The organism is Bremerella alba (assembly GCF_013618625.1).
GTDB classification, from domain to species: Bacteria; Planctomycetota; Planctomycetia; order Pirellulales; family Pirellulaceae; genus Bremerella; species Bremerella alba.
The window spans coordinates 191,122-216,811 of record NZ_JABRWO010000003.1 but is presented as its reverse complement, the minus strand read 5'-3'; the positions used below and the strand labels follow the sequence as shown (position 1 = coordinate 216,811).

16 protein-coding genes are annotated in these 25,690 nt (G+C 52.6%); 10 read left to right on the top strand and 6 right to left on the bottom strand.

Translation table 11 applies throughout. The features are described from left to right. Window positions 1-22 precede the first annotated feature (22 nt). The gene (locus tag HOV93_RS06560; protein WP_207395677.1) at window positions 23-5,968 is read right to left on the bottom strand and encodes an ATP-binding protein; all 5,946 of its coding nucleotides are present in this window, start codon (window positions 5,966-5,968) and stop codon (window positions 23-25) included. A gap of 406 nt (window positions 5,969-6,374) precedes the next feature. Between HOV93_RS06560 and HOV93_RS06555 the strand changes: the two genes are divergently transcribed. Further along, window positions 6,375-7,490: a class I SAM-dependent methyltransferase gene (locus tag HOV93_RS06555; protein ID WP_207395676.1), complete on the top strand. Its 1,116-nt coding sequence runs from the start codon at window positions 6,375-6,377 to the stop codon at window positions 7,488-7,490. On the opposite strand, the gene HOV93_RS06550 is transcribed toward HOV93_RS06555, so the two are convergent. The 3 genes from HOV93_RS06550 to HOV93_RS06540 form a co-directional block, all read right to left on the bottom strand. Further along, window positions 7,487-8,590 (bottom strand): HD domain-containing phosphohydrolase, encoded by a 1,104-nt coding sequence (locus tag HOV93_RS06550; protein ID WP_207395675.1) that lies wholly within the window; start codon window positions 8,588-8,590, stop codon window positions 7,487-7,489. The genes HOV93_RS06555 and HOV93_RS06550 overlap by 4 nt on opposite strands. After that, entirely contained in the window at window positions 8,587-8,964 is a 378-nt protein-coding gene (locus tag HOV93_RS06545) for an Hpt domain-containing protein (RefSeq protein WP_207395674.1), read from the bottom strand. The genes HOV93_RS06550 and HOV93_RS06545 overlap by 4 nt, the downstream gene beginning before the upstream one ends. A gap of 213 nt (window positions 8,965-9,177) precedes the next feature. Further along, a complete protein-coding gene (locus tag HOV93_RS06540; protein ID WP_207395673.1) occupies window positions 9,178-10,308 on the bottom strand; it encodes an OmpP1/FadL family transporter in 1,131 nt (376 codons plus the stop codon). 482 nt (window positions 10,309-10,790) lie between these two features. Between HOV93_RS06540 and HOV93_RS06535 the strand changes: the two genes are divergently transcribed. The 3 genes from HOV93_RS06535 (at window position 10,791) to HOV93_RS06525 (ending at window position 14,464) form a co-directional block, all read left to right on the top strand. Continuing rightward, window positions 10,791-11,768: a Gfo/Idh/MocA family protein gene (locus tag HOV93_RS06535; RefSeq protein WP_315853359.1), complete on the top strand. Its 978-nt coding sequence runs from the start codon at window positions 10,791-10,793 to the stop codon at window positions 11,766-11,768. Window positions 11,769-11,829: 61 nt separating this feature from the next. After that, entirely contained in the window at window positions 11,830-13,278 is a 1,449-nt protein-coding gene (locus HOV93_RS06530; protein WP_207395672.1) for a Gfo/Idh/MocA family protein, read from the top strand. Between the two features lie 148 nt (window positions 13,279-13,426). Next, entirely contained in the window at window positions 13,427-14,464 is a 1,038-nt protein-coding gene (locus HOV93_RS06525; RefSeq protein WP_207395671.1) for a LacI family DNA-binding transcriptional regulator, read from the top strand. A 5-nt stretch (window positions 14,465-14,469) separates the two neighbouring features. Here HOV93_RS06525 and HOV93_RS06520 read toward each other — a convergent pair whose 3' ends face one another. Together HOV93_RS06520 and HOV93_RS06515 are read right to left on the bottom strand one after the other, a co-directional pair. After that, window positions 14,470-15,456, bottom strand: a complete 987-nt coding sequence (locus HOV93_RS06520) for an N-acetylglucosamine-6-phosphate deacetylase (protein WP_235989905.1) — start codon at window positions 15,454-15,456, stop codon at window positions 14,470-14,472. Window positions 15,457-15,471: 15 nt separating this feature from the next. Beyond that, window positions 15,472-16,224 (bottom strand): glucosamine-6-phosphate deaminase, encoded by a 753-nt coding sequence (locus HOV93_RS06515; protein WP_207395670.1) that lies wholly within the window; start codon window positions 16,222-16,224, stop codon window positions 15,472-15,474. Between the two features lie 649 nt (window positions 16,225-16,873). On the opposite strand from HOV93_RS06515, the gene HOV93_RS06510 reads away from it, so the two are divergent. The 6 genes from HOV93_RS06510 to HOV93_RS06485 all read left to right on the top strand — a co-directional run bounded on the left by HOV93_RS06510 (window position 16,874) and on the right by HOV93_RS06485 (window position 25,688). Continuing rightward, window positions 16,874-17,782: a DUF1559 domain-containing protein gene (locus tag HOV93_RS06510; protein ID WP_207395669.1), complete on the top strand. Its 909-nt coding sequence runs from the start codon at window positions 16,874-16,876 to the stop codon at window positions 17,780-17,782. A 95-nt stretch (window positions 17,783-17,877) separates the two neighbouring features. Next, window positions 17,878-18,276 (top strand): hypothetical protein, encoded by a 399-nt coding sequence (locus HOV93_RS06505; RefSeq protein ID WP_235989902.1) that lies wholly within the window; start codon window positions 17,878-17,880, stop codon window positions 18,274-18,276. A gap of 111 nt (window positions 18,277-18,387) precedes the next feature. Further along, the gene (locus HOV93_RS06500) at window positions 18,388-19,668 is read left to right on the top strand and encodes an NRAMP family divalent metal transporter (RefSeq protein WP_207395668.1); all 1,281 of its coding nucleotides are present in this window, start codon (window positions 18,388-18,390) and stop codon (window positions 19,666-19,668) included. 259 nt (window positions 19,669-19,927) lie between these two features. After that, complete coding sequence (locus HOV93_RS06495) at window positions 19,928-21,271, top strand: glycosyltransferase family 4 protein (protein WP_207395667.1); 1,344 nt, start codon at window positions 19,928-19,930, stop codon at window positions 21,269-21,271. A 109-nt stretch (window positions 21,272-21,380) separates the two neighbouring features. Beyond that, entirely contained in the window at window positions 21,381-22,382 is a 1,002-nt protein-coding gene (gene gmd, locus HOV93_RS06490; protein WP_207395666.1) for a GDP-mannose 4,6-dehydratase, read from the top strand. Between the two features lie 171 nt (window positions 22,383-22,553). Next, window positions 22,554-25,688 carry a DUF6797 domain-containing protein gene (locus tag HOV93_RS06485; protein WP_207395665.1) on the top strand — a complete coding sequence of 1,045 codons (3,135 nt, stop codon included), beginning with the start codon at window positions 22,554-22,556 and terminating at the stop codon, window positions 25,686-25,688. Window positions 25,689-25,690: the final 2 nt, after the last annotated feature.

Sequence of the window (25,690 nt, the reverse complement as noted above, 5' to 3'; positions counted from 1 at the left end):
TGTTTCGCCATCTGAATATTTACTACGCCGAGGAGACATCCCCTGACACGGCAATTTCATCTAGCAATTGTTTGAGTCGTTCTGGCTGGATAGGCTTAGACAGATAGTCGTCCATCCCAGCGGCAAGACAGTTCTCTCGTGCGCCATCGAGCGCATGTGCCGTCATCGCGATGATCGGCGTACGTTGCCCCTTTTCCTGTTCCCATTGGCGGATAGCGTCGGTCGCTTGAGCTCCATCCATCTCAGGCATCTCTAGATCCATGAGCACCAAGTCAAACTTGCCGCGTTGGTAACATTCAAACGCCTGACGTCCGGTGTTGGCCATCTCGCAAGTATGGCCAAACACGTCGAGAATGCCTGAGGCAACCTCCTGATTGACGGGGGCATCGTCAGCAAGCAGGATGTGCAGCGAACGTCCTCCTGATGCCGGGACTGGCGTTTCAAAACAATGAGAATCAAGACAGGCATTCTTTGCCGTTCGAACCGCTTCAATCAGGTCACCGGCCGAAATCGGTTTAGCAACTGTCGCCAAGGAACAATGGTCTATTTCTGGTATGAGCCCTGTGGGCGGAATGAGCACCATGTGCGGTATGTTCAATAAATCCATCGAATCCGGTGTCAGAAACCATTGTTCTAATTTGTCGGATCCCGTCTCCCAATCGAGTATCAATATAGGGCAATCGAAGGTTCCAGAGTCAACGGATTCGCGGCCCCTCCGGAGGGCTTCTTCAATTGTCACTTGGACACAATGGGCGCCTGCATGCTCAAGAATTTCTTGATAAAGGTTCTGGGAAGCAGGATGCTGCGAAACGAGAAGGACCTGTTCGTTGGACAGTGGCAGAACCGATTTGTCTGTCTCATTCGGGATCGAATTCAGTGGAATGGAAACATGGAACTTACTTCCCTGTCCGAATTTACTTTCCACCCATAGCTTTCCATTCATGAGTGCCACGATCTGCGTTGAGATGGACAGTCCAAGCCCAGTTCCTCCATAACGTCGCGTCGTCGAACTGTCGCTTTGCTCGAAAGATTCAAAGATAGTCGCCAGCTTGTCTTCCGGAATCCCTGGCCCAGTATCTTGCACGGAAATGTGAAGTTGCTGACTTTCCTTATCCGAATCCACCGTACAATCGATGAACACTTCCCCCTCATCGGTGAACTTAATCGCATTCCCGATCAAATTCATGAGGACCTGACGAAGTCTGCACGGATCACCCTCGATCGACTCAGGAACGTTCGGATCAATGCGATAGAGCAGTTCCAGCCCTTTCTTAGCGGCGTTCACAGCTAAGGGTCGCACGGCCGAAGTTACCACGCCTTGTGGCTGGATCGGAATCGATTCCAACTGCATCTTTCCGGCTTCGATCTTCGACACGTCAAGGATATCGTTGAGCAGGCTGAGCAACGCATCGCCAGATTGATTGATCACCGTCAAGCAGTTTCTCTGCTGCGAAGTGAGCTGGGTCCGCAGAGCCAACTCGGTCATGCCAAGTATGCCGTTGAGCGGCGTGCGTATTTCGTGACTCATAGTGGCCAGAAATCGACTCTTGGCATCGTTGGCCGTCTCGGCCGAAACCTTCGCCACGCGTAGCTCTTCTTCGGTCAGACGCAACTCCTTGGCGGTTCGCTCCAATTGCAGGTTCGATCGTGCCAACTCAGCGGCTCTCGTTTCGGCGGCAGCCGTTCGTTCGGCAACGCGAACTTCTAGCGTGGTGTTCAGCTTTGTCAGCTCCATGAAGCCTTGAGCGTTTTCTAACGCCGCTCCAGCGATGGTTCCCACAAAGTCGGCCAGACGTTCTTCATCAGTTCCAAACAGGCCAACAACTTGAGAATGTGTGACACAAACACACGCGGAAAGTCGATTCCGAACGAATATAGGTATATAAATCGCCGAACGCGGATTGGTTGTATCACGAGGCAACTCCCCTTCATTGCTCGTTTCGATAAACGTCATCGCCCGACCGGCTTCGGTCGCTCGCTGCAGGTTTGTTCTATCAAACGGCACATCGGTGGCCCCAAGCACCAAGGCCGGTTCCGCCATGGGATCATCACGATCGAATTCCAGCAACAAGCTATTTTCTCCACGCAGTAGACGTGTCGCTCCGAGCGAGGCCTCTTCATAGATCTTGTCCGTCGAGAGCGCCGAAGCGATTCGGCGACCAACGTGCAGCACCGTATCGAATCGATCGACCAGCGACAGTGTTCCTAATTGACAGTCACGAGTGCTTTCAGTTTCCTGCTCTATGGTCAACTCATCGAATAGTCTCTGAGACTCGCGTTCATCATCAATTGCATCCTTCCATCTGGCCGACTGTCCCACCTGACTTCGGTGCTGCAACGTGAGTGCTTGTTCGTAGATTGCTCCTAATTGCTTTGCTTTTTCGAAAGCCTTGTCGAAAAGGTGACGAGACTTGCGATAGTTCCCACGCATAGCCGCAATTAACGCGCGTTCCCGAATGGCTCGTGATAGATCATTCGGACACACTTTGGCAGCCGCAATCGCGCGCAGCGCGATCTGCTCTGCTTCAGCGAGTCGTTCATTCCGCAGTCCAGGCGCATGAGGGAGGGTTGATTCCGCTTGCATTCGAATGGCCGTGGCCAGCCAGGGCAAAGCAGGGGTGGTGTAGGCATTCTGGATTCCCGCTGAGGCAGCCGTTTCAACCGCTTGTTCCAGCGAGGAAATCGCCGAATCGATCTTACCTTGAAATAAATCGCGAATGCCCACCGCAATATAAAGCTGAGTCCTTCCCTGGGCATCGTGACGCGACCTGGCGAGTTCGGCCTCGAAGAGCGAATCGGGGATATTACCAAGAGTTGTTCGCGCCCAAACATCGAGAATGATTCCAGATGCTTGCTCGTCTCCTAACTCTACGCCAGAGCGATGATTGTTCTTTGCTTCAGCAATCGCTTCTCGGAAGTTGCCCAGGTGATATAGCGACGCGGCCACTTGATACCTGGCGATGTGAACTTGCCAGTAGTCCCCGGTGCGTTCCAACAGCTGGATCGCTTCTCGTCCTTTCTCGATACATTCTCGATATCGGCCAGCCGCGTAGAGAGAGCAACTGTAATAGTTGAGCGACTGCCCTTGCCCCCAGACATCGTCGAATTCCTTCCGCAGAGCAAGCGATCGTTGAGCGTATGTAATTGCTCGCTTGAACATCGGAATCAAACACGCCACAGGGGCATGCAGCGAATAGGCGCTCGCTAACTCTGGACTAGGTAAGAACTCTTCTGCGTAGTTCAGTCCACGCAGGTGAGCCGACAAACACTCTAACTTGCTTCGACAGTACCAACATCCGTGTGCCAGCAAGGCAAATAACTGAATCGCCAGGCGTTCCGAGTCATTGGGCGGCCGTCGCTTTCTTTGTAACATCAGCTTCGGAATGCAGGAATGCAAGATCTGCTTGAGAGCTTCCCACATCAAGATGCTCATTCCCAGAACACGATTACGTGGAACGATGCATCCCAGGCTACGGAGTGCCGTTTCGAAGCCTTTGGTCGCGGCTTCCATGTCCCCACGCTTGAACGACAATTCGGCCAACTTGCTCTGTATCTTGGCGCGATCGAGATCCCCTTCGGCGAGTTCGGCCGCGAGCTCGAATTGAGGTGCCGCTTCGGGATACTGCCCCCGAAGCATCAACGAATCGCCGAGTCCCTGAGCAATCCGAAAGCGGATCGATTTCGGTTGGTTTTCGGCTCCCTTTTGAGCAATCCGATACTGCCGTTCCGCGACTTCCAGCGAGAATTGGCTGCGTGCCTGTTCAGCAGCTTGCAGGGCGTAGCCGAGAGCCGTTTCCGAGGCGCCTGCTTCGTCCAGATGGTACGCTATCTCGGAAACGCGTGATGGACTATGTTCCTGTAAGTGCAATGCGGCTCGAAGATGCAATTGCTTCTGTTCGCTTGGGTCGAGTCGATCCAGCAATGAACTGCGAATCTTATCGTGCACAAAAACGAATTGACCACCATCGGCGCGTTCCCAGATTAGGTTGCGATCTTTGGCATGAAGCAATGCGGCCACAGCGTCTGGCAGCGTCAGCCTGGCCAATGCCGCAGCCGTATCCAGGCTGAATTCTTTGCCGACCAATGCTCCCACGGAGAGCAAATCTCTCGTTTCATCAGGAAGCATCTCGATTCGATGCGTCAGAAAGGAGGCTGCCTCTTGCGAAGATTGAATATCGCGGATGGCTCTCTGATCGACTTGCCAGGAACCGTCTTCTGCGACCAATGCCCCCGATTCGACCAAGCCACGCAATACGGCAGAGGCCATAAACGGACTACCGCTGGCCAATCGGGTCACGACTTCGACAGCTTCCGGCGGCAATGATCCGGCCATCGACTCGGCCAGCTGCTGGATCTCGTCCTTGCGCAAGGTCAACAAACTAATATGATGACATCTCGGGATGGCACGCAAGGCATGATCATCCCCCACTTCTTCGCTTCGAAACGAGCAGATCAGAGCGCTTTGCCGTTCCGCTTGTCGCGACTGGGTGTGCCAGCGTCGAATCAAGCTATAGGTCAACGCATCGGCCCACTGGCAATCGTCTAAAATGATAACGGCTGGACGATCTCGACTTCCTAACGCTCCGAGAAATCGGATTAATGAGTCGATCGTTCTGTTTTCGCCAAAAGCGGCGGGCGATTGTTCGGTAATCCGGTTCGTTGGGCGAAGAACGGCTCCTAGCGATGGCAAAGCGGCGACCAGCGCATCCGCCATATCTCCGACGTGCTCCTGCACTCGGTCTACGAGGTCTTTATCTTTCTGGGCCACCGATAAAAAGCCATCAACAATGCCTTCAAGCGTCCGATAAGGACGCTGGCCAACATTCGTTGTCGCTTGTCCACGCAGTACCCAATTATTGTTGCGCCGAGCCACTCGCACGGCTTCTACCATCAAGCGACTTTTCCCCAGGCCAGACTCCCCTTCGACCAACATCACAGAGGATTTCCCCTGCCGTGTTTCGCGGATGAAATTATTGAGTCGTTTTAGTTCTTCTTCTCTTCCAACAAACGTCGGCTCGGTCAACGTGCAGCGGCGATCGCTAGATCCGATCGCGACGTGTGCGCCCGAATCACCGGCAGCAAGCGATTCCTCAATCGCTAGTAAGTCGGCCACCACGGCGCTGGCCAGTTGGTAACGATCGTGTGGATCTTTCCTAAGCAGCCTCTGGACCAATTCGTCCAAATCTCGCGGAACTTCCGGATTGATGGTGGGCAAATCAGGAACCGGTGCCGTCAGATGCTCAAAGAGGATTGCTCCGGCACCTTGTCCCTGAAACGGAAGCCGTCCCGCAAGACAACGGAACAGCAGAATCCCCGCCGCATACAAATCGGACGGGGGCCCAACGTCCTTATCAATCGAGCCTGCCTCTTCGGGCGACATGTAAGAAACGGTCTCACATTCACGTTCGCCAAAGATTTGATCAGGATGAAATCGTTTGACAGTGCCAAATCCTCCTAAATACACACCGCTAATCGATTTCGTCGACCCACTTTGTGTGCGCACAGTCATGCTTGAAGGAGTCACATCACGATGAAGTGAACCGCGTCGATGAAGTGAATCTAGTGCAGTGAAGAGGTCCTTGCCAAGCTGAATGGTCTCTTCAACGGAAATCGGGGTGGAAGCCAGCTTTTGACTGAGTGACACCTCATCGTTCCAGGGCATTACCACGTAGAATTCCGTGTTCGTCCGAACGAAATCAAGCACCGGAACGAGGTGGTCATTAGGATGTTCCCGGCGGATAGATGCTTCGAACTCGATGCGCGCACGGGTACCTGAGGTCACGGACTTCAGTTCGATGACTTTGATTTTGACGCCGTCACCCGTCTCGCGATCATTTCCCCAATAAGTTCGCACCAAGGGAGAATCACCGCTGGATGCGTTGATTTCATAACGCGCGAGAATCTCTTCCGGCGCTTCCCATCTAACTTCCGCAGGGGAAACTTTTGTTCCCGCTTCTCGTTCCACCATGGTTTTCTATTGTTCTCATCTATGGAATCGTTCCAGCTTTTGACGGTTTGGAAACCCCATCTCCACCAATGCCATTTCGATCCCTGCTATCCAGAGAGAATGCTGCACCCTTCAAGGTCAGATCCGCGCACAAATTTTGCGCACGAAATCAGCTAAACCATAGCTTTCTTTAAAGCCACTAGACGGACCGAAGCTCTTAAAGCGCTTATTGCGCAATGCGTATGGGTCATAAGGGGCATATAATTGATGGATCTTACGCAAGCACACCCCCCCTTATGTCTAAATAGCAACTTTCTTGGTTGATTTTCCGCGCCTTACTTATTCTGATGTAGTCCCAAGTCATGCCGCATTCATTTTGTTGCGGCGAAATATGCAAATTTCAGGACCTGAGTTTTAGGATATAGCCATGATACAATCGAATGATTCGATAAATTCAAGACTACCAAGTGTGATCGAATTCTTCTCAAAGGACGTGGCGGAATTCAAGCGTCAGCTAACTCAACTTGAAAGCGAGATCGACAAGGACGCCATCCCGCAACACAACGATGAGTTTCATCAACGGACGCTCGCCGCCTTCAAGCAATCTCAAGAGTCCTGTCGCGCATTTGAACGCGCCCACGAGAGTGAGCCAGACCTGATCAAAGAAGTTCAGGCGCGCTTCCGCGAGGAGACCTCGCCCTGGTTTTCTCAAAGCTGGATCGGAAATCGTGCAAGAACCAAGCCCAGCGGCTTTGCTGGGGATTACGAAATGCTCGTCAAGCTGTACGAGGAAGAAACGCCTGCCCGCGGTATAGGGGCCTATATCGACCTATGTATCTCGGAATTGCCACTTGCCAATGCCGTTCGCGGACGCAAGGACATGGTTCGCGAGTATCTTCTCAACGAGATTACCTCGCGCGAGGGGGACCTTAGAATCATGGATATCGCGTGTGGTCCGTGTCGCGAGTTTTTGGATTGGCCTGAGTTTGAGGGTCGCAACATAGAAGTGGTTGCGATGGATAATGATCCAGTCGCTTTAGAGTACATTGAAGCTAAGGTCGCTTCGCAGCTTCCACCTTCGACCACCCTCAAGCCAGTTCGCTTTAATGCCATGCGAGCGCGCAACGCCGAGGCAACCAAGTCGAAATATGGAACGTTTGATATTATCTATAGTGTTGGTTTGGCAGACTATCTTACCGACGAGCATCTAGTAGGCATCTTTAGTGGGCTTGGCGAGACCTTATCGGATGGTGGTGCTCTTGTAATTGCCTTTAAGGACACAGATCAGTACGACGAAACCCCCTATCAATGGCATTTAGACTGGTTCTTCTATCAAAGAACGGTAGAGGACGTGTTAAATATTTACGAAATGGCAGGCTTTAACACGGCCAAGATGGAACTAACTCGAGATCGCACAGAGATCATTGTCAATTACGCAAGTCATCGTGCACCGGACTGTATTCGACGTCTGGATCCTGCCGAAGTATCGCGTCCATCTCGCTCTGGGCGGATTGCCAAAAATGGCAAAGTCGTCGAAAACTAATTGGCGGCTGGAACCTGCCCGTTGGGATACAAAACGCCAGGCGACATCTGGGGGAGCTCTGGATAAACCAAGGCGTCATTTAATCGCTGATTAATGTCGACGATCTCTTCTTCATGGCGGAAGAAGGCGTCGACAATGTCAGGATCAAAGTGGGCCCCGCGCCCCTCGAGAATGATTTGGCAAGCTTTTTCGTGACTGAAAGCTTCCTTGTACACGCGTGCGGTTGTCAGGGCATCATACACATCGGCAACGGCGACGATACGGCCACACAGAGGAATTTCTTCTCCTTTGAGACCGTAAGGATAGCCACTGCCGTCGTATTTTTCGTGATGTGAACAGGCAATATCACGCGCGAAACGCAAGTAGGCTGCCTCAGGCTGTTCTCGCACGGCGGCATCCAACGTGTGGAAACCCACCAATGAATGCTGCTTCATAATCTCGAATTCTTCCTTTGTCAGCTTGCCCGGTTTAAGCAGCACATGATCCGGGATTCCGACTTTTCCGATATCGTGCAAAGGACTCGTAAGGTAAATCGTCCTTACATAGTCGGCATCGACGATATCGGCGTACTTCGCCTGATGCGAGAGATCCTCGGCCAGAAGACGCGAGTATTCTCGCATTCTTTCAAGGTGTGCCCCTGTTTCGGGATCGCGTGACTCGGCTAATTTGGCCAGCGCGAAGATGATAACATTCCGGCTTTCCAGAGACACAATTCGATTTGCCGCACGAAGCCGAATGTGAAGCTCTTCAGGGTCAAATGGCTTTGTAATAAAGTCGTCTGCACCGGCCCGTAATCCGCTTACCAGGTTGTGCTGCCGATCAAGCGATGTCAGCAGAATGAAGTAAACATATCCGCTCAGCGGTCGTTGACGAACTCGACGACATAGTTCGACGCCAGACATCCCAGGCATTTGCCAATCGGAAAGAACAATCCGAAAATCCCCCTGATAGATCATCTCCAGGGCTTCGTTCCCATCTCGGGCTGTTTCTACAGGGATTCCTAACGCGCCCAGAACATCGCTTAACATGCCCAGGCACGACGGATCATCATCGACCAATAAAATAGGTGCCTGGCTGGTATCGCGGTCGTGAACGATCATTGACTTCCCCCGGACCTTTGCTGCGAGATGAGCTGGCTCAGTCGGCAACATTCGTCACGAATATCAGCAAGAGATTCTTCGTCGTAGCTTGAGTCTTCTTCCGCCTGTCTCTCTAAGTTCATTGCGAACCCTGCCAGACGATCAGCAGAAACGGTCAAGGATGTTCCCTTAATGCGATGTGCAATCCGAGCAACTTCTTCTGAATCGAGCGTTTCTATGGCTTCTTCCAACGATTGTAGATCGTCCGCCAGGGAACCTTGAAAGCGATGTAGCGCCTTCTCGACCAGATCGAGACGACCAATACAGCGTGTTTTCAATGTTTCCCAATTGATCGACTGTTCGTCAGTCGGCGCGTGCGACTGTGGCAAGCTCATCAACTGTCTCTCCGGGACGTAACCTATATGCAGCGAGAAAGGGTTCAGCATGCAAAAATGGGATTATCTTACGAAAGATAGGTTACATTTCCCCGAAGGTCAAAACGTTCGGTCATTGGCGGGCGAATTGTCGTTACTTTTAGGAGAACCCGCAAACCTGCTTCGGTTACTACGAAAACCGAACTCGCAATATGAGGATTTCCCTGTCGTTTGCTAATACCGAATCTGGACACCCATCACTAATGAGTGTGCGCTGATGTTATGCGAGATGGTATCGTTGGCACCGAACGGCGGCGATGGAGCAGGCCCAGAGACCGCTGAATCGACAAGATACACATAAGCAAGATTCAATTCGACGCCATCGGTCAGCAAACACCCTGCTCCTAGTGCGATGTTGTGCGTTTGAATCAGCGGGCTAGAGATATTCGTATAAACATCTTCCGAGCCAATCGGGTTCTGGTTGAAGTTATAGCCAGCCCGCAACTTCCAAAGGTCGTTGAGTTGGTATTGCGTTCCGATCGCACCGGCAAACACATTTTGCCATCCAAGATCGCTAAAACCCTGAGTATTGGCATAATCGAAATACCGTGCGTCTGCGGCGAAGACCCAGCGATCCCAGCCGTAATAGGCCAAACCACTGGAAAGAATCATCGGATAATCGAGATCAAACCGGACGACCCCCGACGGCGTAAAGAAACGGAACTGCTCAAACCATTGCGTGCTCTTAATCGTGAAACCGGCTCGCCAGCAACTGGGACTGGCATAGTAGATCCCACCTTGGATACCTCCACCCCAATGAACCCGATTGCCCGAACCTACCGTGCTTGTGGGTGTAATTGCCGAAGGCCCGAGAGGATCGAACTGCATGCGGGCAGCGGTAATCGTTGGAGCGACACCGATCGACCAGCATTCACCCAAACGAAGTGACATCGTGGGAGCGATCTGCATGATTTCAGCATCGGCAAATATTGGACTCGACGCCAAAAGAGGATTGCTCGCATCGACCGGCATATTATTCCGGAAACCACCAATCCCATAGACGCCCATTCCAATGGTTAATGGAGTCCCCTCTAGATGATCAACCCAGCCAACTGCAGGAATAATCGCGACGCCTGCCTCTCCATTAGTTGTCTGGGTATTGCCACCCACCGTCGATGAAAGCCCGATGTCCGCCAGCAAACCTTCCATGCCGAACGAGACCTCGGACTGCTCGAGATAGCTGATCGACGCAGGGTTCCAATGGAGTGCACCGATCGCATCCAGCGGTGCGGCCGTACCAGCCCCCCCCATCGACCGATTCACTGGACCAACCCCTGTCACGGCAATACCTTGCCCGTGCACCATGGCGCCAGATGCCAGAACTCCAATTACTACCAGTACAATTCGAATAGGATGAGAGAGAATAGACACTGCCCTGCCTTGTCAAAGAAGATTCCGTCAGAAGAATCACTAAAGCCTGTACAAGAGTTGCCATCGGCGCGTCCGATCGCGGTTCGGTAGCGATTTCATCTGTGTTCCCCCAGAATATCGGGTGCATGCGAAAAGATTTTCCGATTCCTACGACCAGAACAGCCTTTCTTACGAGTTTAAGTCCTTACTGTGCTGGCACTCCCAGTAGCTACGGGGGAAGCGTATCTACCGCCTCTTTTCACTTGCAGGGCCAACGCAACCCATAAGAGCGGCACCCTGCTGATCCAAGGACCTTGGCAAGAAAAAGCTTTACTCACATGATGTCACGTGGTATCTTAGCAGGATAGATTTGATGTATTCGACGCTTGGTTTTCTAGCCAAGCGTTCCTGCCTCCCTCCTATCAAAGGCTTTGCCCGTGAGAATTTCGCTCGTTATCACCACGGTCGTTTGCTTAATGGCTAGTTTGTTTGCACACAATTCAGCAAATGCGGCCGAGACAATACGGATCGGGTTGATCGGACTCGACAGTTCGCACGCCGTTGCTTTCGCCAAGACGATCAACGCCAAGGATTCTTCCCCCGAATTGCAGAAAGCCACTGTTGTAGCTGCGTTTCCGGGTGGAAGTCCCGACCTGCCTACCAGTGCCGATCGAATCGAAGGGTTCACCAAACAGATCCAAGACATGGGGATCGAGATCGTTCCTTCTATCGATGCTTTGCTCAAGAAGGTCGATGCAGTGATTATGAACAGCGTCGACGGGCGAGTGCACCTGGCACAAGCCACGCCTGTCCTTGAAGCCGGCATTCCGATTTTCGTCGACAAGCCGATCACGGCTTCTCTTGAAGAAGCCAAGCAGCTAATTGCATTGTCGGAAAAGACAGGCACTCCATTCTTCTCTTCTTCGACCCTCCGGTACTGCCAGGAAGTGATCGACCTGAAGAAAGAGGACGTCGTTGGCTGCGTTGCCTATAGCCCATGCAAATTGGATCCAACCCACCCCGACCTGTTCTGGTATGGCATCCATGGGGTGGAAACCCTCTTTACCGTCATGGGACCTGGATGCAAAAGCGTGCAGCGCACGCAAGCCGAAGGGGTCGAGATCGTCACGGGCGTTTGGGAAGATGGCCGTGTCGGAACATTCCGTGGTATTCGAGATGGTTCGTACGGATACGGCGTGGTTGTCTTCGGAAAAAAGAATATTGAGCTCACCAAGATTCGCGCCAACTACAATTTACTGGTTGTCGAGATCGTAAAGTTCTTTCAGACAAAAGAGCCTCCTATTTCGCCAGCAGAGACGTTGGAAATTGTCGCCTTTATGACGGCTGCGGACATGAGCCGCGATGCCGATGGAGAAGCCATTTCTTTGGATCGCCTTTTAAGCGACAAGAAATAGCACGCACGCGACTCTGCACTTCCTTCCCTCACAATTCAAGCTTTGCCCAATAGGTACTCATATGCTTTCCTTGAATCGACGCCAGTTCCTTGCTGCTGCATCTGCAACTGCCGTGACCTCGATGTCCACACCTTCCGCGTTCGCCTCGGCCAACGACGAGCTACGTGTCGTCGTGATTGGCCTGAACGGAATTGGCCGAACTCACCTGAACGGCTTTCCTGAGGTCTCTGGGGTTCGTGTCGTGGGTGCTTGCGATGTCGATAGTGCGGTCCTGGGCAAGCGAGCGGAGGAATTCCAAAAGAAGTTCAACCGCAAGCTAAAGACGTATAACGACATGCGTCAGGTATTTGACGATCCAGATGTTGATGCGGTTGTTTTGGCAGTTCCCAATCACTGGCATGGACTCGGTACCGTTTGGGGCTGTCAGGCCGGCAAAGACGTTTACACCGAGAAGCCTTGTTCCCACAACATCTGGGAAGCTGGGCAGATGGAAAAGGCAGCCAAGAAGTATGATCGGATTGTGCAAGTCGGAATTCAACGCCGAAGCTTTACCCACTTGAAAGACTTCTTCCAAGAAATCCAGCAAGGCGTGTTGGGAAAAGTCAAACAGGTCAAGGGAGTTTACTTAACGCGTCGCAATTCGATTGGACGTCCTGACGCCGCTCTTCAACCACCAGCTACTGTCGACCACAATCAGTGGTGCGGCCCTGCCCCGACGAAACTGGAACGTGCCAATTATCACTACGATTGGCATTGGTTCTGGGAATACGGCAATGCGGAATTGGGCAACAACGGACCACACATTCTCGATCTGTGTCGCTGGTCGATCGGTGCCGAAGAATTCCCGACTGCCGTCACCAGTGTCGGCGGACGCTATGTGTGGGATGACAACGGCCAAACGCCGAACACGCATCTTCTACGGTACGAATACGCCCAAGCTCCGATCACCTTCGAGATCCGTGATCTGCCCACAGCGACCGGAAAGAAGGACACCTGCAAGCACATGGGACTCAGTTACGGAATCGTCGTCGAAGGGGAAGAAGCGACCTACGTTGGTTTCGACACGGGAAAGGTCATTGACCCTCAAGGCAAGACGATTCGAGAAATCAAAGGAACCACAGGGCCTGACGGCGGGCGACAGCTTCATCGAGAAAACTTCGTGAAAGCTGTTCGGTCGCGGAAGACATCTGACCTGAACTGCGACGTCCGTACGGGACATCTCTCAACCGCGCTTTGCCACCTCGGAAACATCTCGCATAAGGTTAGTGACACGATTTCCCTGAAATCTCTTCCGGAACGTACTCAAGAGCAACCACTTGTTAACGAGGCCGTCGGTCGCATGCAATCGCACTTGGCCGCCAACGGGGTCGATGTCGCCTCGGCCCACGTTCAACTCGGAAAAACGCTGCAAATTGACCCGAAAACCGAGACGTTCCCTCAAGACGAAAAGGCCAACGGACTACTTAAACGTGAGTACCGTGCCCCGTTTATCGTGCCTGAGAACGTTTAAAGCTCCTGGCATCGTTCAATCTGCAGGACTTGATTCAGTGCCGTTGTTTTCCGTATTCTGGAAAGCTTGACAAATTGCCAAGTCCTTAGTGGCGGTCGCTCTGTCCTTCACAAGACCGATCGACCGTCCTTGCAGATGAACGAAAACCATGGCCCAAGAACCACGGAAAGTCCGCCTCCTCGACATCGCCAACAAAGCTGGGGTCTCCCGAGCGGCGGTGGGGCACATCTTAAATAACTCAGGAGCGGATTGCGTTCGTGTCTCTGAAGCTACCCGCGAGAAGGTTCTCAAGATCGCGGCCGAACTCGAATACCGTCCCAACCGAGCCGCGCAGCGACTACGCGGCATGCCCACCAAGATCATCGGCGTCGTCTTAGATACGGTGAATATGGCGGTCTTCTCCGCGCGTCTGGCCGCCATTGAAGCTGAAGCACATACACGCGGCTATCGATTGATGATCGGCCAGGCACATCATGATCCCGATGAAATCAAAACCTACCTAGATGACTTCACCGATCATGGTATGGATGCGATTCTATGCATGTTTGACGTCATGCATGACTTCCGCCCCAAGCTGAAGAAAGTCTTTCGCGGCCGCGACAACATTATTCTGCACTCGTCTCCCATTCTCAAATCACAGCCCTGCGTTCGTGTTGAGACATCCTCCGCGATATCGCAACTGGTCGATCACCTGGCTGACCGCGGACGCAAGAAGATCGCGATTCAACTCTGGTCCCCTTCCGATCAACTGATGTCGATCCGAAGCGAGGCCTGGAAAGATAATATCAAACGTCGCAAACTTTCTGCGACGAATTCGCTTATCTGGACAAACCCCGAAGCGACTCAAAAACCGTCTCGTGAGGCGATTGACGACTGCATCCAGAAACTAGTCGTTACCAATCATGCCGACGCCATTATTGCCTCGAATGACGAATGGGCCGTTCGCCTTATCCAAGGACTTGAACGGCACGGGTACACAGTCCCTAAAGACGTAGCGGTCACCGGCTACGATAATCTAGATATCGCCGATGTGATTGAACCGGGACTGACGACTATCGACCAGTGTCACAAAGAGTATGCCAAGCAGGCATTGAATTTGGTCGAAGAAACCATCGCCGGCACCATTTCTCCATCGAAACGCCTACGGGTCATTCGACCACAGTTGATCGTCCGCGAGTCGACCTAGCCAAGCTAAGTCGTTGTCGCTTGGTGCCCATTGCTCTTCGACGGAGTACTGACACGCTGCGGGACCACCTTTTCACAGGTTCCTAGCTGCTTCAACGGGTTGGTATAAGTAAGACGCCGTACCTCGGTCGCGGTCAGCCCCAATCGGCGTTGAAGGTTTTCGGCCATCTGCTGCATGGTAGTAGCCGAGCCAACCAGGTGGCTATCATCCTCGGCACGAGGGACCCCGTCGGCACCAACGGTCACCTCTTGATCGCCCAACGGATAGACACCGGGGCCGCAGCCAGCAGCAGAAATCGCATCAGAAACCACGAATGCCCGATCGATACCAATGATGTCGAGGTAGTTCTTCAAAGCAAAAAATGGAACATGAGCCCCATCCGCAATAAGTCCAATCTGAAGGTTTTCAGATCGACTTAAAACCCGCTGAATGATGTTGTCGTGCCGATCCATCATCCGCGGGCAGCCATTTCCCAAATGCGTGAACATGGAAAGCCCTGCGTCGATCGCAGCGTCGAGATCATTCAGCGAAGCGTTCGTGTGCCCAGCAGAAACGATGATCCCTTGGTCAGCAAGACGCCGCGTAACCTCTTGCGTCGGATCTTGCTCAGGTGCCAGCGTAACAATTCGCACAAGACCATCGGCCGCCTCGAGAAGCGTATCCATTTCCGACCAGACGGTCTGCTTGGCTGCATAAACCGGATGCGCCCCCACATAGCCGGCTTCCGTACTGATAAATGGCCCTTCGACATGAATCCCTGCGATCATGCGTCGAATGAGCGGATCCTCGCTGCGAAGTTCGACAAGTCGACGAATTCGAGAAGCCATCTTCACGATATCTTCCGTGATGACGGTTACCAGTACTTGCTCGACACCATCCACTTCTAGCGCGGCACAAGCAGATTGAAGATCCTCTACTGAGATGTCGTCTTGATTAAAATCGACACCAAAGTAGCCATTGATCTGCAGATCGACGTATTTCGGAATAGACATGAGGCTCCTGGCGTTCTAGTCAGATAAAGTCGATGAGGTAAGTAGCGAGGCGGCAGACTTGTCAACAAACAAAGTCGTATCCTCATGTGTCTGTAATATCGAGGCGGGCACTTCCGGAGTAACGATTCCCTCTAAGCTGCTTTGCACAGCTTTCGCTTTGCGCTGGTCGGGAACACTACAAATGATTGTCTTTGATTTCAGTATCTGACGACAAGACATGCTGATCGCTTGCGTCGGCACATCGTTGATCGAGGCAAACCAGCCTTCACCGGCTTGCTGCTTTCGACAAGCTTCGTCTAGATCGACCACCAAATAAGGATTATTGGTCTCGAAGTCTGCCGGCGGATCATTAAATGCCAGGTGCCCGTTCTCTCCAATCCCCACAAACGCAACATCGATAGGATGTGTTTGGATCAATTGGCCTAGCTGCTGACAGACCTGATGCGGAACACTACTGATCCCATTCACATAGTGAAACTGCTTCAGTGGAACTTGGTCGACGAAACGCTCTCGTAAGTAACGGCAAAACGAAGCGGGATGCTGATCATCAAGTCCAAGGTACTCGTCCAGATGAAATCCCGTGACACGGCTCCAGTCAATGTTCGGCTCGGCAATCAAGGCCGACAACGTCTCGAATTGGGAAGCCCCGGTCGCGACGATAATGTTTGCCTGACCATTTTCGGCAAGTGCTTTTCGCAGCGATTCTGCACCACGCCGAGCAGCCGCAACACCTAAATGCTTTGCATCTTCTAAGACTTCGAGTTTCATGGGTATGTTTGCGCTTCCTAACTACGACTATCTTGAGCCACCATGGACGAGGCCGGGCGATTGACTTTCGACAATGATGCCTCGTGACATCATCTTGACACCATTTCCGGTGAAGTCAACCTAACAAAATAAACGTACAACTCGCTTATCATGCTGGTCAATCTTTACGGTGATGCTACTGGCCATTGAACCGAGCTTCTTCCCTTTGAAGTTTCTGTCAGAAAATGTATCGCAACAGAATTTTTCTCTTGGCTAACATGATGTCAGCTGATATCATTTTGACGGGTGGAATCGACGATAGCAAGCTTTTCCCGCTCAATTTTTGAGCGATTTACAGCATGCCTCGTTGAAATCATGGGCATGGTCCCAAGCCCCCAAATAGTACCTCGTCTCCTTTTTTTTGAACCGTTTCTCGCCAAATTCATCTGTTTAGGGTGAAAGTCGCGTTGGTTTGTTTGATTCGCACGTTTGTGGCGCACCCTTTGCGTTAAGGGTTCAGGCATACAGTATGAATGAATCGAGAACACGGTCACGACTGCCCTTTTCAAATTTCTTCATGCTTTTTTTTGGACAGTGTGATATCAGCTGACATCATGTGCCTTTTGTACTGCAAAGTCAGCTCTCTTCCTTCCCTATTTAAGGTTTCACTATGAATCGAAAACGCGGATTCACGCTTGTAGAGCTTCTGGTGGTTATCGCTATTATTGGCGTGCTGATTGCTTTGCTTTTGCCGGCCGTTCAACAGGCTCGCGAGGCTGCCCGACGCATGCAATGCAGCAATAACTTAAAGCAGTTGGGCTTGGCATTTCATAACTACCACGACACCTACGGGCGATTCATGACCGGCGGAGATACTTCGTGGCAGTTCTACGCCGTGGGTTGGGTCCCTCGGATTTTCCCCTTCATCGAGCAAGGTACTCGTTACGAAGCAATGGAAGCGATCAGTAAGGACTACATGATGACGCGTAGTCCTTACCGCAGTCATAATCAAGACAATCCGATTTTTGGCGCCGTACCGGGAATTACCTGTCCGTCGTCACCACTGGGTGAACTTTCTTCCGACCAGTCCGTTACGACGAATTTTCCATACCAAGATATCCAAGGCGGTCTGCATTATCGGGGTAACTCAGGCTCAGTAGATACTGATTTCGTCGCTGCCATCACATCTGGGGATGGTTATTCAAAGTCAGGCATTATCTATCCTCAAAGCCGAACTCGGTTTGGCGATATTACTGACGGAACGACCAACACGTTCCTCCTGGGCGAAACTTCTAAGATCAGCAACACTGGGTTTGGCGGCCTGAAGCCATGGACGTGGGGTTCGACTACCTATTCTAATACCGATCGACTGTTGATTGATCACAAGATGGTTCGTTACCCGATTAATTACCCAGGTTCCTATGGAACCAATGTGACGCCGTTCTCGAGTCATCATCCTGGCGGGGCCATGTTTGTCATGTGCGATGGAAGCGTCAAGTTCCTGACGGAAACGATGCCTCTGGATACCCTTAAAGCGACCGCCACCCGTAGCAACGGAGAGGTTGTTTCAGAACTGTAACGCTCGATTATCAACGATCGTCGTCTAACCTTGCTTGGACGACGATCTCTTTTCTTCTCTTCTGTTTGTTCTTCCTACGGTGAAGTGATTACGTCATGAAAAGGTTTATCTGGACAACAATTCCCTATCTCTTTTTGGTGGCACTTCTAACCGGTTGTGGTCAGGCAGGGCCTGAAACGGGGCAGGTCTCAGGAACAGTTACCTACAACGGTAAGACCCTGCCAGCGGGAACCATCGTATTTATTCCGGAGAAAGAAGGCTCGCTTACGGCCTACGCAGAAATTCAAGAAGATGGAACATACGTCGCCGGAACCGAGGCGTTCGGTCCTGGTGTACCTCTTGGAAAACATCGCGTTATGATCTCTGCTTTTATCGATCACGGCCCTGAAAAGCCGGTCGAGGCAATCCTGCCTGAGAAATTCAGCAGCGATCGCAAGTCGGGTCTTACTGTGGACGTCGAACCCGGGGACAATGTCGTTGACTTTCCCCTTTGAAACTTTCGTCCTCGATCAGCCATAATAACACCCCCTCCCTGAATCCAACTTTAGGTCGGCGATGAATACTGCTTCACCGCCGATCTATTCGCATGAAAGCTAGTTAGTCCTATGTCAGAAGCGGCGGCCGAGAGCCAGAAGCAACTTTCCTTCCTGAGAATTGTCAAAGCAATTGGTCCGGCAATTGTTGTCGCCTCGGTGGTCCTTGGGCCAGGTAGCATCTTATCGAACTCGAAGGTGGGTGCGGTCTACGGTTACAGCATGATCTGGGTCCTAGCATTGGCCTCGGTATTCATGGCGCTCACCGTTTTTCTGGCAGCGATCATCGGTACAAGCTTCGAGCGGACGCCGTTCTCGGAAATCGCCAACCGACTAGGTCGGCCCGTTTCTGTAGTGATTGGTATCGTCTTCTTCCTGATCACTAGCTGTTTTCAATTTACGAACAACTTGGCCATCATCGATGTGATTAACATCGCGACCGAGAGTGCCGGAACGGGTGCTTCGGCCTGGTGGATTTCGCTGCTCGCCATCGTTTTGGTTAATGCTGGCTTGGTGTGGGCACTGTATGGCAGTAGCACTCCCTACCGATTTATTGAAAAGATGATGATGGTTATGGTCGGGATCATGCTGCTGGGGTTCGTGGTGAATCTGGCGGTCGTTCAGCCGTCGATCTCCAAGATCCTCGGTGGCCTTATCCCTTCATTACCAGGTGGCGAGGACTCTTCCGATAACATTGTGATGCTGCTGGGAATGTTTGGCACCACGTTTTCCATCGCCGGAGCGTTCTATCAAATCTATGGTGTGCGTGAAAAAAACTGGTCGCGGGATAACCTGGCCAATGGCATCGTCGACGCAATCGTTGGTATCGCCGTACTCGGGGGAATCAGCTTCATGATCATGGTGACTTCCGCTGCAGTCCTGCAAGGAGCCCAACTGACCAGCATCACCGACGTTGCCAAACAACTGGAGCCGCTGATCGGACCGAGAGCCAAGTTCATGTTCTGCATTGGGATCTCTGCCGGTGCGTTTAGTTCGCTATTGGTCAATGCGTTGATCGGCGGAACGGCCTTGAGCGATAGCCTAGGGATGTCCGCTAGTGTGAAAGATCAGCCTGTGAAGGCCCTGACGGTGGTCGGCCTGAGCGTGGGCATGCTGTTTGCCATCGCGATCAATTGGCTAGGGCTTTCCAGCGTCTCCCTGATCGTCTTCGCTCAGGCGCTCACCGTAATCGGTGTCCCGCTGCTCGCTTTTGCGATGCTCTTCCTGGCGATGAAGCTTCCGCCCACCAAGCTGAAAGTCCCGGCATGCACTATCGCGACCTGCTCGCTGATTATCGCAGTCCTGCTTTCAGGGCGGATGGTATTCTCGCTGGTCGAGCGGTTTAGCAGCTAACCAAGACCGACACTCGCGGAACAGCCCTTGCCACCAAACCTAAACAGTTTGCCTGCAAGGGCTTAAGCCACGACCTGCATGTCTGAACATGTCTGGCGGAATCTTTCGAGCTCACCTGCCGCAGAGCATTTCTAACTCGCTTGCAGGGAAAAGGTTTGGTCTTTTTCCCTAATCCTCGGTCTGCTAAGTTCACCTTTGCCGTTTCTCGGACAGAAACTTGTGTGGCAAAAACGGATTGAGTTTACGGATGAACACTTCGATGCGTCGGCTACTTATCGACATTACCCATACCGCTTCGCAAGATTATCACACCGGGATTCAGCGTGTTGTTCGCAGCCTGGCTCGAGAGTCGTTAGCGTATTCTGCGAATCCGGAATCCAAAGTCGAATGCCTTCCGGTTGTCAATCTTAACGGGCAGTTCGTACACGTTGATCGGTGGTGTGCGGCACGCGGATACCGCAAATCAAGAACAGACTGGACTACTTTCTGCCAGAACCTTGTCCCCGATATGCTCGGTACTTCTTCGCGACTGGCATTGAACAAATTAGGCACGAGAATCCGAAAGCTTCTTTACCCACGGACGATCGATCGTGCGGCAAGAAATATGCTTCGGAAGATGCGTCCTAAACCCGTAGCTGTGAACCCAGGCCCTGGGGACGTGATCTTGATGCCGGATTCCTGGTGGGATTTGCCAGAGATGTTCGATACGATTCACGACGCTCGACTGAACGGGGCTCTTGTCGGAGCGATGGTCCATGACCTCATCCCGATTCGGTATCCCGAGTTTTTTGACGAAGGGCTACGCAATACATTCACCAACTGGGCCGAACGGCTTGTGCATTCGATTGATTTCTTTCTAGGAGATGCTCAAGCTGCCGAAGACGATTTATGGCTTTTCGCTCAGGAACAGAACGCCGCGCTCGACAAATCACATGTCGGCCATGTTCGCTTGGGTTGTGATATTCGTCCGATCAATCCAATTACTTATTCGCGCGTTCCTGCTAACGTCCGTAAGCTCTTTTCTGATCGTGCGAAAGCTCCGTATTTGATGGTCTCGACAATCGAGATTCGCAAAAACCATCACTACCTCCTCGATGCCTTCGAGCTTCTCTGGAATGAAGGCCAAGATGTCTCGCTAGCACTTGTTGGTCGCGTCGGCTGGAAATGCGACGACTTGATCGAGCGAATTGCCAATCATCCTGAAGCTGGCAAACGTCTCCATTTGCTAAACAATATCAACGACGATGCTCTGAATTACATCTATCAGAAAAGCAAGGCCTTCCTCTTCTCTTCCAAAGCTGAAGGTTTTGGCCTGCCGATCGTCGAGGCACAACACCATGGCTTGCATGTATTTGCGAGCGATATACCGATATTTCGCGAAGTTGCTGGCAGTGGAGCCAACTTCTTTTCGCTCGACAATCCATCCGATCTCCAACAGCAGATCGTGGACTTCGAAAATGATCGTGGCTGGGAGTCTGAACCGAATATCACCGTAAAAAATGAGCCCTGGAAAGCCGTCTTTCCCAAACTTGTCAACACGGTGAATCAGTTGGCAAGCAACGTACAGGACTCCCGCTTGGCCAATGCTTCTCAAGCTGCCTAAGTTCGAAGTATTTTAGATACCAATTGGCATTTTATCTAACGGCGACTTCCGCTATCTTTGCCTTTCCACGGATGGTCTCCTATCACGCAAAGAAGGCGTAGAAATTGTCATGTCGAATATCGCTCTGATTACCGGAATCACGGGCCAGGATGGTTCGTATCTTGCTGAATTTCTTCTCGAAAAGGGCTACCAGGTACACGGCTGTTTTCGCCGAAGCAGTACCAATGCCTTCGAACGCATCGAACACCTCCAAGATAAGATCGAGCTGCACTGCACCGACCTGCTCGATCAAGCATCGCTAGAACGCTTGGTTGCGAAGGTCAAGCCGACCGAAGTTTACAATCTGGCGGCCCAAAGCTTCGTTGGCAGTAGCTGGGATCAGCCAATCTTGACCGCCGAAGTCACCGGCCTGGGCGTGACTCGCCTCTTAGAAGCGATCCGCATGGTCGATACGTCGATTCGCTTCTATCAGGCCAGTAGCAGTGAAATGTTCGGCAAAGTCCACGAGACACCGCAACGAGAAACGACCCCGCTGCATCCTCGCAGCCCCTATGGTGTCGCCAAGGCCTACGGTCACTGGATGACGATCAATTACCGCGAAAGCTACGACATGTATGCCTGCGGTGGGATATTATTCAATCATGAGTCGCCCCGACGCGGCCTCGAGTTTGTCACGCGTAAGATCAGCGATGCCGTCGCACGTATCAAGCTGGGTCTCGCCACCGAGGTTCGCTTAGGCAATCTCGACGCTCGGCGTGACTGGGGATTCGCTGGCGACTACGTAGAAGCAATGTGGCTGATGCTGCAGCAAGACCAACCGGTCGACTACGTAATTGGAACCGGCGAAACGTACCGCGTCGGCGACTTTGTTCAAATCGCGTTCGACCGCGTAGGCCTGAACTGGGAAAATCACGTGGTAATCGATCCCAAGTTCTACCGCCCAGCGGAAGTCGATCTCTTGCTGGCCGATCCTAAGAAGGCACAAGAGGAATTGAACTGGACGCCTCAGATGCCTTTCCAAGAACTCGTCGAGCGAATGGTCGACCACGACCTGCAGCGACTATCGGCTCAGGCAAGCACCAGCCTGAACGTTCTGCGCAAGTCTGCCTAGAGCACGAATTTCAGCCAACGAGCATCCGATCCATTAAGCCGGGTTACGCAGAGCTTTGCGTTTCCCGGCTTTTTTTGTGTGTCGCTAATACGAGTGGTTATACTGCACGTTCTCGCATTTTCCCGCCACTTTGCTCCCCTCCCTCGAAACTGGCAACTTATGGTGCCCACGATGCTTATCCGCTGGAAACGAGTCACCCTCATACTTCTTTTCATCCTCACATGGTCACTTGGACAACCGTATCTGCTGGGCCAAGTCCCGGATGAGTTCTGCGGCGATCCAGGCGTTGCGATATCGAAACCGCTGCCTGAAACTTTTGATGATCAATATTGCCGCGATCTCACGAAGCTGGCTAAGTCCGACGGCAATGCCACACGCGGAATGAGCGTGTTTCGCTCTGCGAAGTACGCCTGCCTGTCGTGCCACCAGGTCGGTCAAATGGGAGGAAACGTTGGGCCTTCTCTGAACGATGTGAATAAACGTCTAACGCCGGATCAAATCGCCGAGGCCGTCTTGTGGCCCAATCAAACCGTCAAGCCAGAATATACGTCGTGGCTCTTTCAATTGACCGACGGTCAGATCGTCCAAGGGTACAAACGAGGCGAAACCGACAAGGCACTCGAAGCCTTCGATCCGGCAACGCAGAAAACGATCTCGCTCACGAAAGAGGATATCGAGCAGTCCCGCGCGATGGGCTCTCTCATGCCGGCGGGGATGGCCACTGCGATGAGCCCTTCGCAGCGTCGCGACCTCCTTCGCTTTCTCCTTGATCTCGATCAGGACAAAGAACTATCTACGTTGGTCCACCAGGCTGACCACCCCGCCGCGTTTGCGTTTGATCGAGATCCACTCACGCCCGCTCTTTGGAATTTGTGGCAAGAGAACGTCAATCGAAATCGCATCTATGATTTCTATCGCAAACAGGCAATACACTTCACTTCCGAGAGTCGGCATTGGCACCTGTTGCCAGCGTTTCCGGGGCTCGACGGTGGGAAGTTCGGACACTGGGGCAACCAAAACGAAGCACTCTGGAAAGATGCTCGCTGGAGCCAGCGAAATAAGTCGCCGGTACTCGCCGGTGTCACTCACCTTCCTGGAAAAGCCATCACCAAGGGTATCTGTGTTCAGCTCGGGGACGAGGGAGAGTTGTCGGCTTGTTTCGATCCTGAGACCTTGACGTACGAGGCCGTTTGGCGAGATGGTTTCGTTCGGTTTTCTGACGTCCGACACGGTTTCATGGACGGCCTTCGCCCCGCAGGACCGATCGTCGACCATCCCAAGCAGAAGCAGCCTGCTCAGCCATTTCAATATCATGGCTACTATCGCGTTGGACCTCGGATTGTCTTTTCGTATCGAATTGGCGACACCGAAATGCTCGACGCGCCTTGGGTGAAAGATGGCAAGTTCTCGCGCACCATTTCGCCTGCGAGCGAGCATCCATTGGCCAGCGAAATCAAGACGCCCCCAACCCAGTGGCCCCAGAATCTGGTTACCCAAGGCAGGCTCGGTAACGACGACTTGCCCTACGCGATCGACACCATCGAGTTGCCGCAGGACAATCCTTGTGGAACGTTGATGTTCGTCGGTGACCACGACTTCCTGCAAGATGGGACAGCCGTCCTGGCGACGATGACCGGAGATGTTTGGCTTGCCTCAGGCCTGGACGCCGATCTGGATGAAATCCACTGGAAACGCTTCGCCACCGGGCTTCATCAACCACTGGGCGTTGCCGTACGAGACAACGAAATTTATGTCTTAGGGCGGGATCAAATCACACGGTTGGTCGATCACAACGATGACCAAGAGGCGGACTTCTACGAGTGTTTCTCGAACCTCTTCGCGACGTCCCCCGGCGGGCACGATTACACATGCGGGCTAGAAATCGATGCACAAGGACGCTTCTACACCGCCTCTGGCAAGGATGGACTGCTTCGCATTTCCGCAGATGGCCAACAGGTCGAAGTTCTCGCCACCGGTTTTCGAAACCCGGACGGCTTGGCGATCACGTTAGACGGCAAGGTGACGGTTCCTTGCAGCGAAGGAGCATGGACGCCTGCTTCGATGGTCTGTCTAGTGGATCCGAGCCAGAAGGAAGTCGCTCACTTTGGCTATCGCGGACCTAAAAACGGCCAAGTCCCCTCGCTCCCGCTGATTTACATGCCGCGTGGTCTTGATAACAGCAGTGGAGGTCAGGCGATCAATTCCGATCCGAGATTTGGCCCACTGAAGGATCACCTCATCCATACTTCGTTTGGGATGGGAACGCATTTCCTGGTTCTTCGCGATGAAGTCGATGGTCAAGATCAAGGCGCGGTAATGCCACTTGCCGGTGAGTTTCGTTCTGGAGCACATCGCGCGGCGACCAATCCGGCCGACGGGCAACTTTATATCAGCGGAATGGCCGGCTGGGGATCGTACACGCCTGACGATGGCTGCCTGCACCGGGTGAGATACACCAGCAAACCAATGCAGATGCCGGTCCGCTTTCACGTGCACGAGAATGGCGTTTTGATCGAGTACCAAGAGCCCATCGACCACAAAATCGTGCAAAGTTCGAAGCATCATTTCGCCCAGGCCTGGAACTATCGGTATGGACCGGGATACGGTTCGCCTGAACTAGCTCCGAGCCATCCCAATGTCGTCGGTCACGAAGCAGTCGAAATCGCGTGCGTTCACCCGATCAACGAAAAGACAATCTTCGTCGAGATGCCTGACTTGCAACCGGTAAACCAGTTGCATCTCTTACTCAAAGTCGACTCAGGCAGCCCGCAGGAATTATTCGTCACGGTTCACAAACTAGATCACCCCTTCGATGGCATTCCCTATGATCAGTCGAGCGAGAAAGTAATTGCGGCCCACCCATTGCTGCGCGATCTGGCACTTCTGGGAAATCGCAAACCCAACCCTTGGCAGAAGAAACCAGCAACCGAACCAGTCCGCAAACTTCAAATCGAAGCCGGAAAGAACTTGACCTATTCGACGTCGGAACTCGAAGCCAACGCTGGTGAACTGATTCAGCTAACGTTCGTTAACCCAGACGTCGTGCCGCACAACTGGGTGCTTCTCGAGCCTGGTACGTTGGCCACGGTAGGTGATTTGGCCAATAAACTGGTAGCCGATCCTGAAGCGGCCCTAAATCAGTACGTGCCTGATTCCGAGGCCGTACTGGCATATACCGACATCGTCGACCCGCAGAAGCAGTTTACCATCTACTTCCAAGCCCCTGAGAAGCCGGGACGCTATCCCTACTTCTGTAGCTTCCCAGGGCACTGGATGGTAATGAACGGCGTGCTGGTCGTGCAGTAGAA

Coding starts and splice junctions, on each gene's coding strand:
- HOV93_RS06560 (WP_207395677.1), bottom strand. CDS start 5,968: ATGGTGGAACGAGAAGCGGGAACAAAAGTTTCCCCTGCGGAAGTTAGA.
- HOV93_RS06555 (WP_207395676.1), top strand. CDS start 6,375: ATGATACAATCGAATGATTCGATAAATTCAAGACTACCAAGTGTGATC.
- HOV93_RS06550 (WP_207395675.1), bottom strand. CDS start 8,590: ATGATCGTTCACGACCGCGATACCAGCCAGGCACCTATTTTATTGGTC.
- HOV93_RS06545 (WP_207395674.1), bottom strand. CDS start 8,964: ATGAGCTTGCCACAGTCGCACGCGCCGACTGACGAACAGTCGATCAAT.
- HOV93_RS06540 (WP_207395673.1), bottom strand. CDS start 10,308: ATGGTGCACGGGCAAGGTATTGCCGTGACAGGGGTTGGTCCAGTGAAT.
- HOV93_RS06530 (WP_207395672.1), top strand. CDS start 11,830: ATGCTTTCCTTGAATCGACGCCAGTTCCTTGCTGCTGCATCTGCAACT.
- HOV93_RS06525 (WP_207395671.1), top strand. CDS start 13,427: ATGGCCCAAGAACCACGGAAAGTCCGCCTCCTCGACATCGCCAACAAA.
- HOV93_RS06520 (WP_235989905.1), bottom strand. CDS start 15,456: ATGTCTATTCCGAAATACGTCGATCTGCAGATCAATGGCTACTTTGGT.
- HOV93_RS06515 (WP_207395670.1), bottom strand. CDS start 16,224: ATGAAACTCGAAGTCTTAGAAGATGCAAAGCATTTAGGTGTTGCGGCT.
- HOV93_RS06510 (WP_207395669.1), top strand. CDS start 16,874: ATGAATCGAAAACGCGGATTCACGCTTGTAGAGCTTCTGGTGGTTATC.
- HOV93_RS06505 (WP_235989902.1), top strand. CDS start 17,878: ATGAAAAGGTTTATCTGGACAACAATTCCCTATCTCTTTTTGGTGGCA.
- HOV93_RS06500 (WP_207395668.1), top strand. CDS start 18,388: ATGTCAGAAGCGGCGGCCGAGAGCCAGAAGCAACTTTCCTTCCTGAGA.
- HOV93_RS06495 (WP_207395667.1), top strand. CDS start 19,928: ATGCGTCGGCTACTTATCGACATTACCCATACCGCTTCGCAAGATTAT.
- gmd (WP_207395666.1), top strand. CDS start 21,381: ATGTCGAATATCGCTCTGATTACCGGAATCACGGGCCAGGATGGTTCG.
- HOV93_RS06485 (WP_207395665.1), top strand. CDS start 22,554: ATGCTTATCCGCTGGAAACGAGTCACCCTCATACTTCTTTTCATCCTC.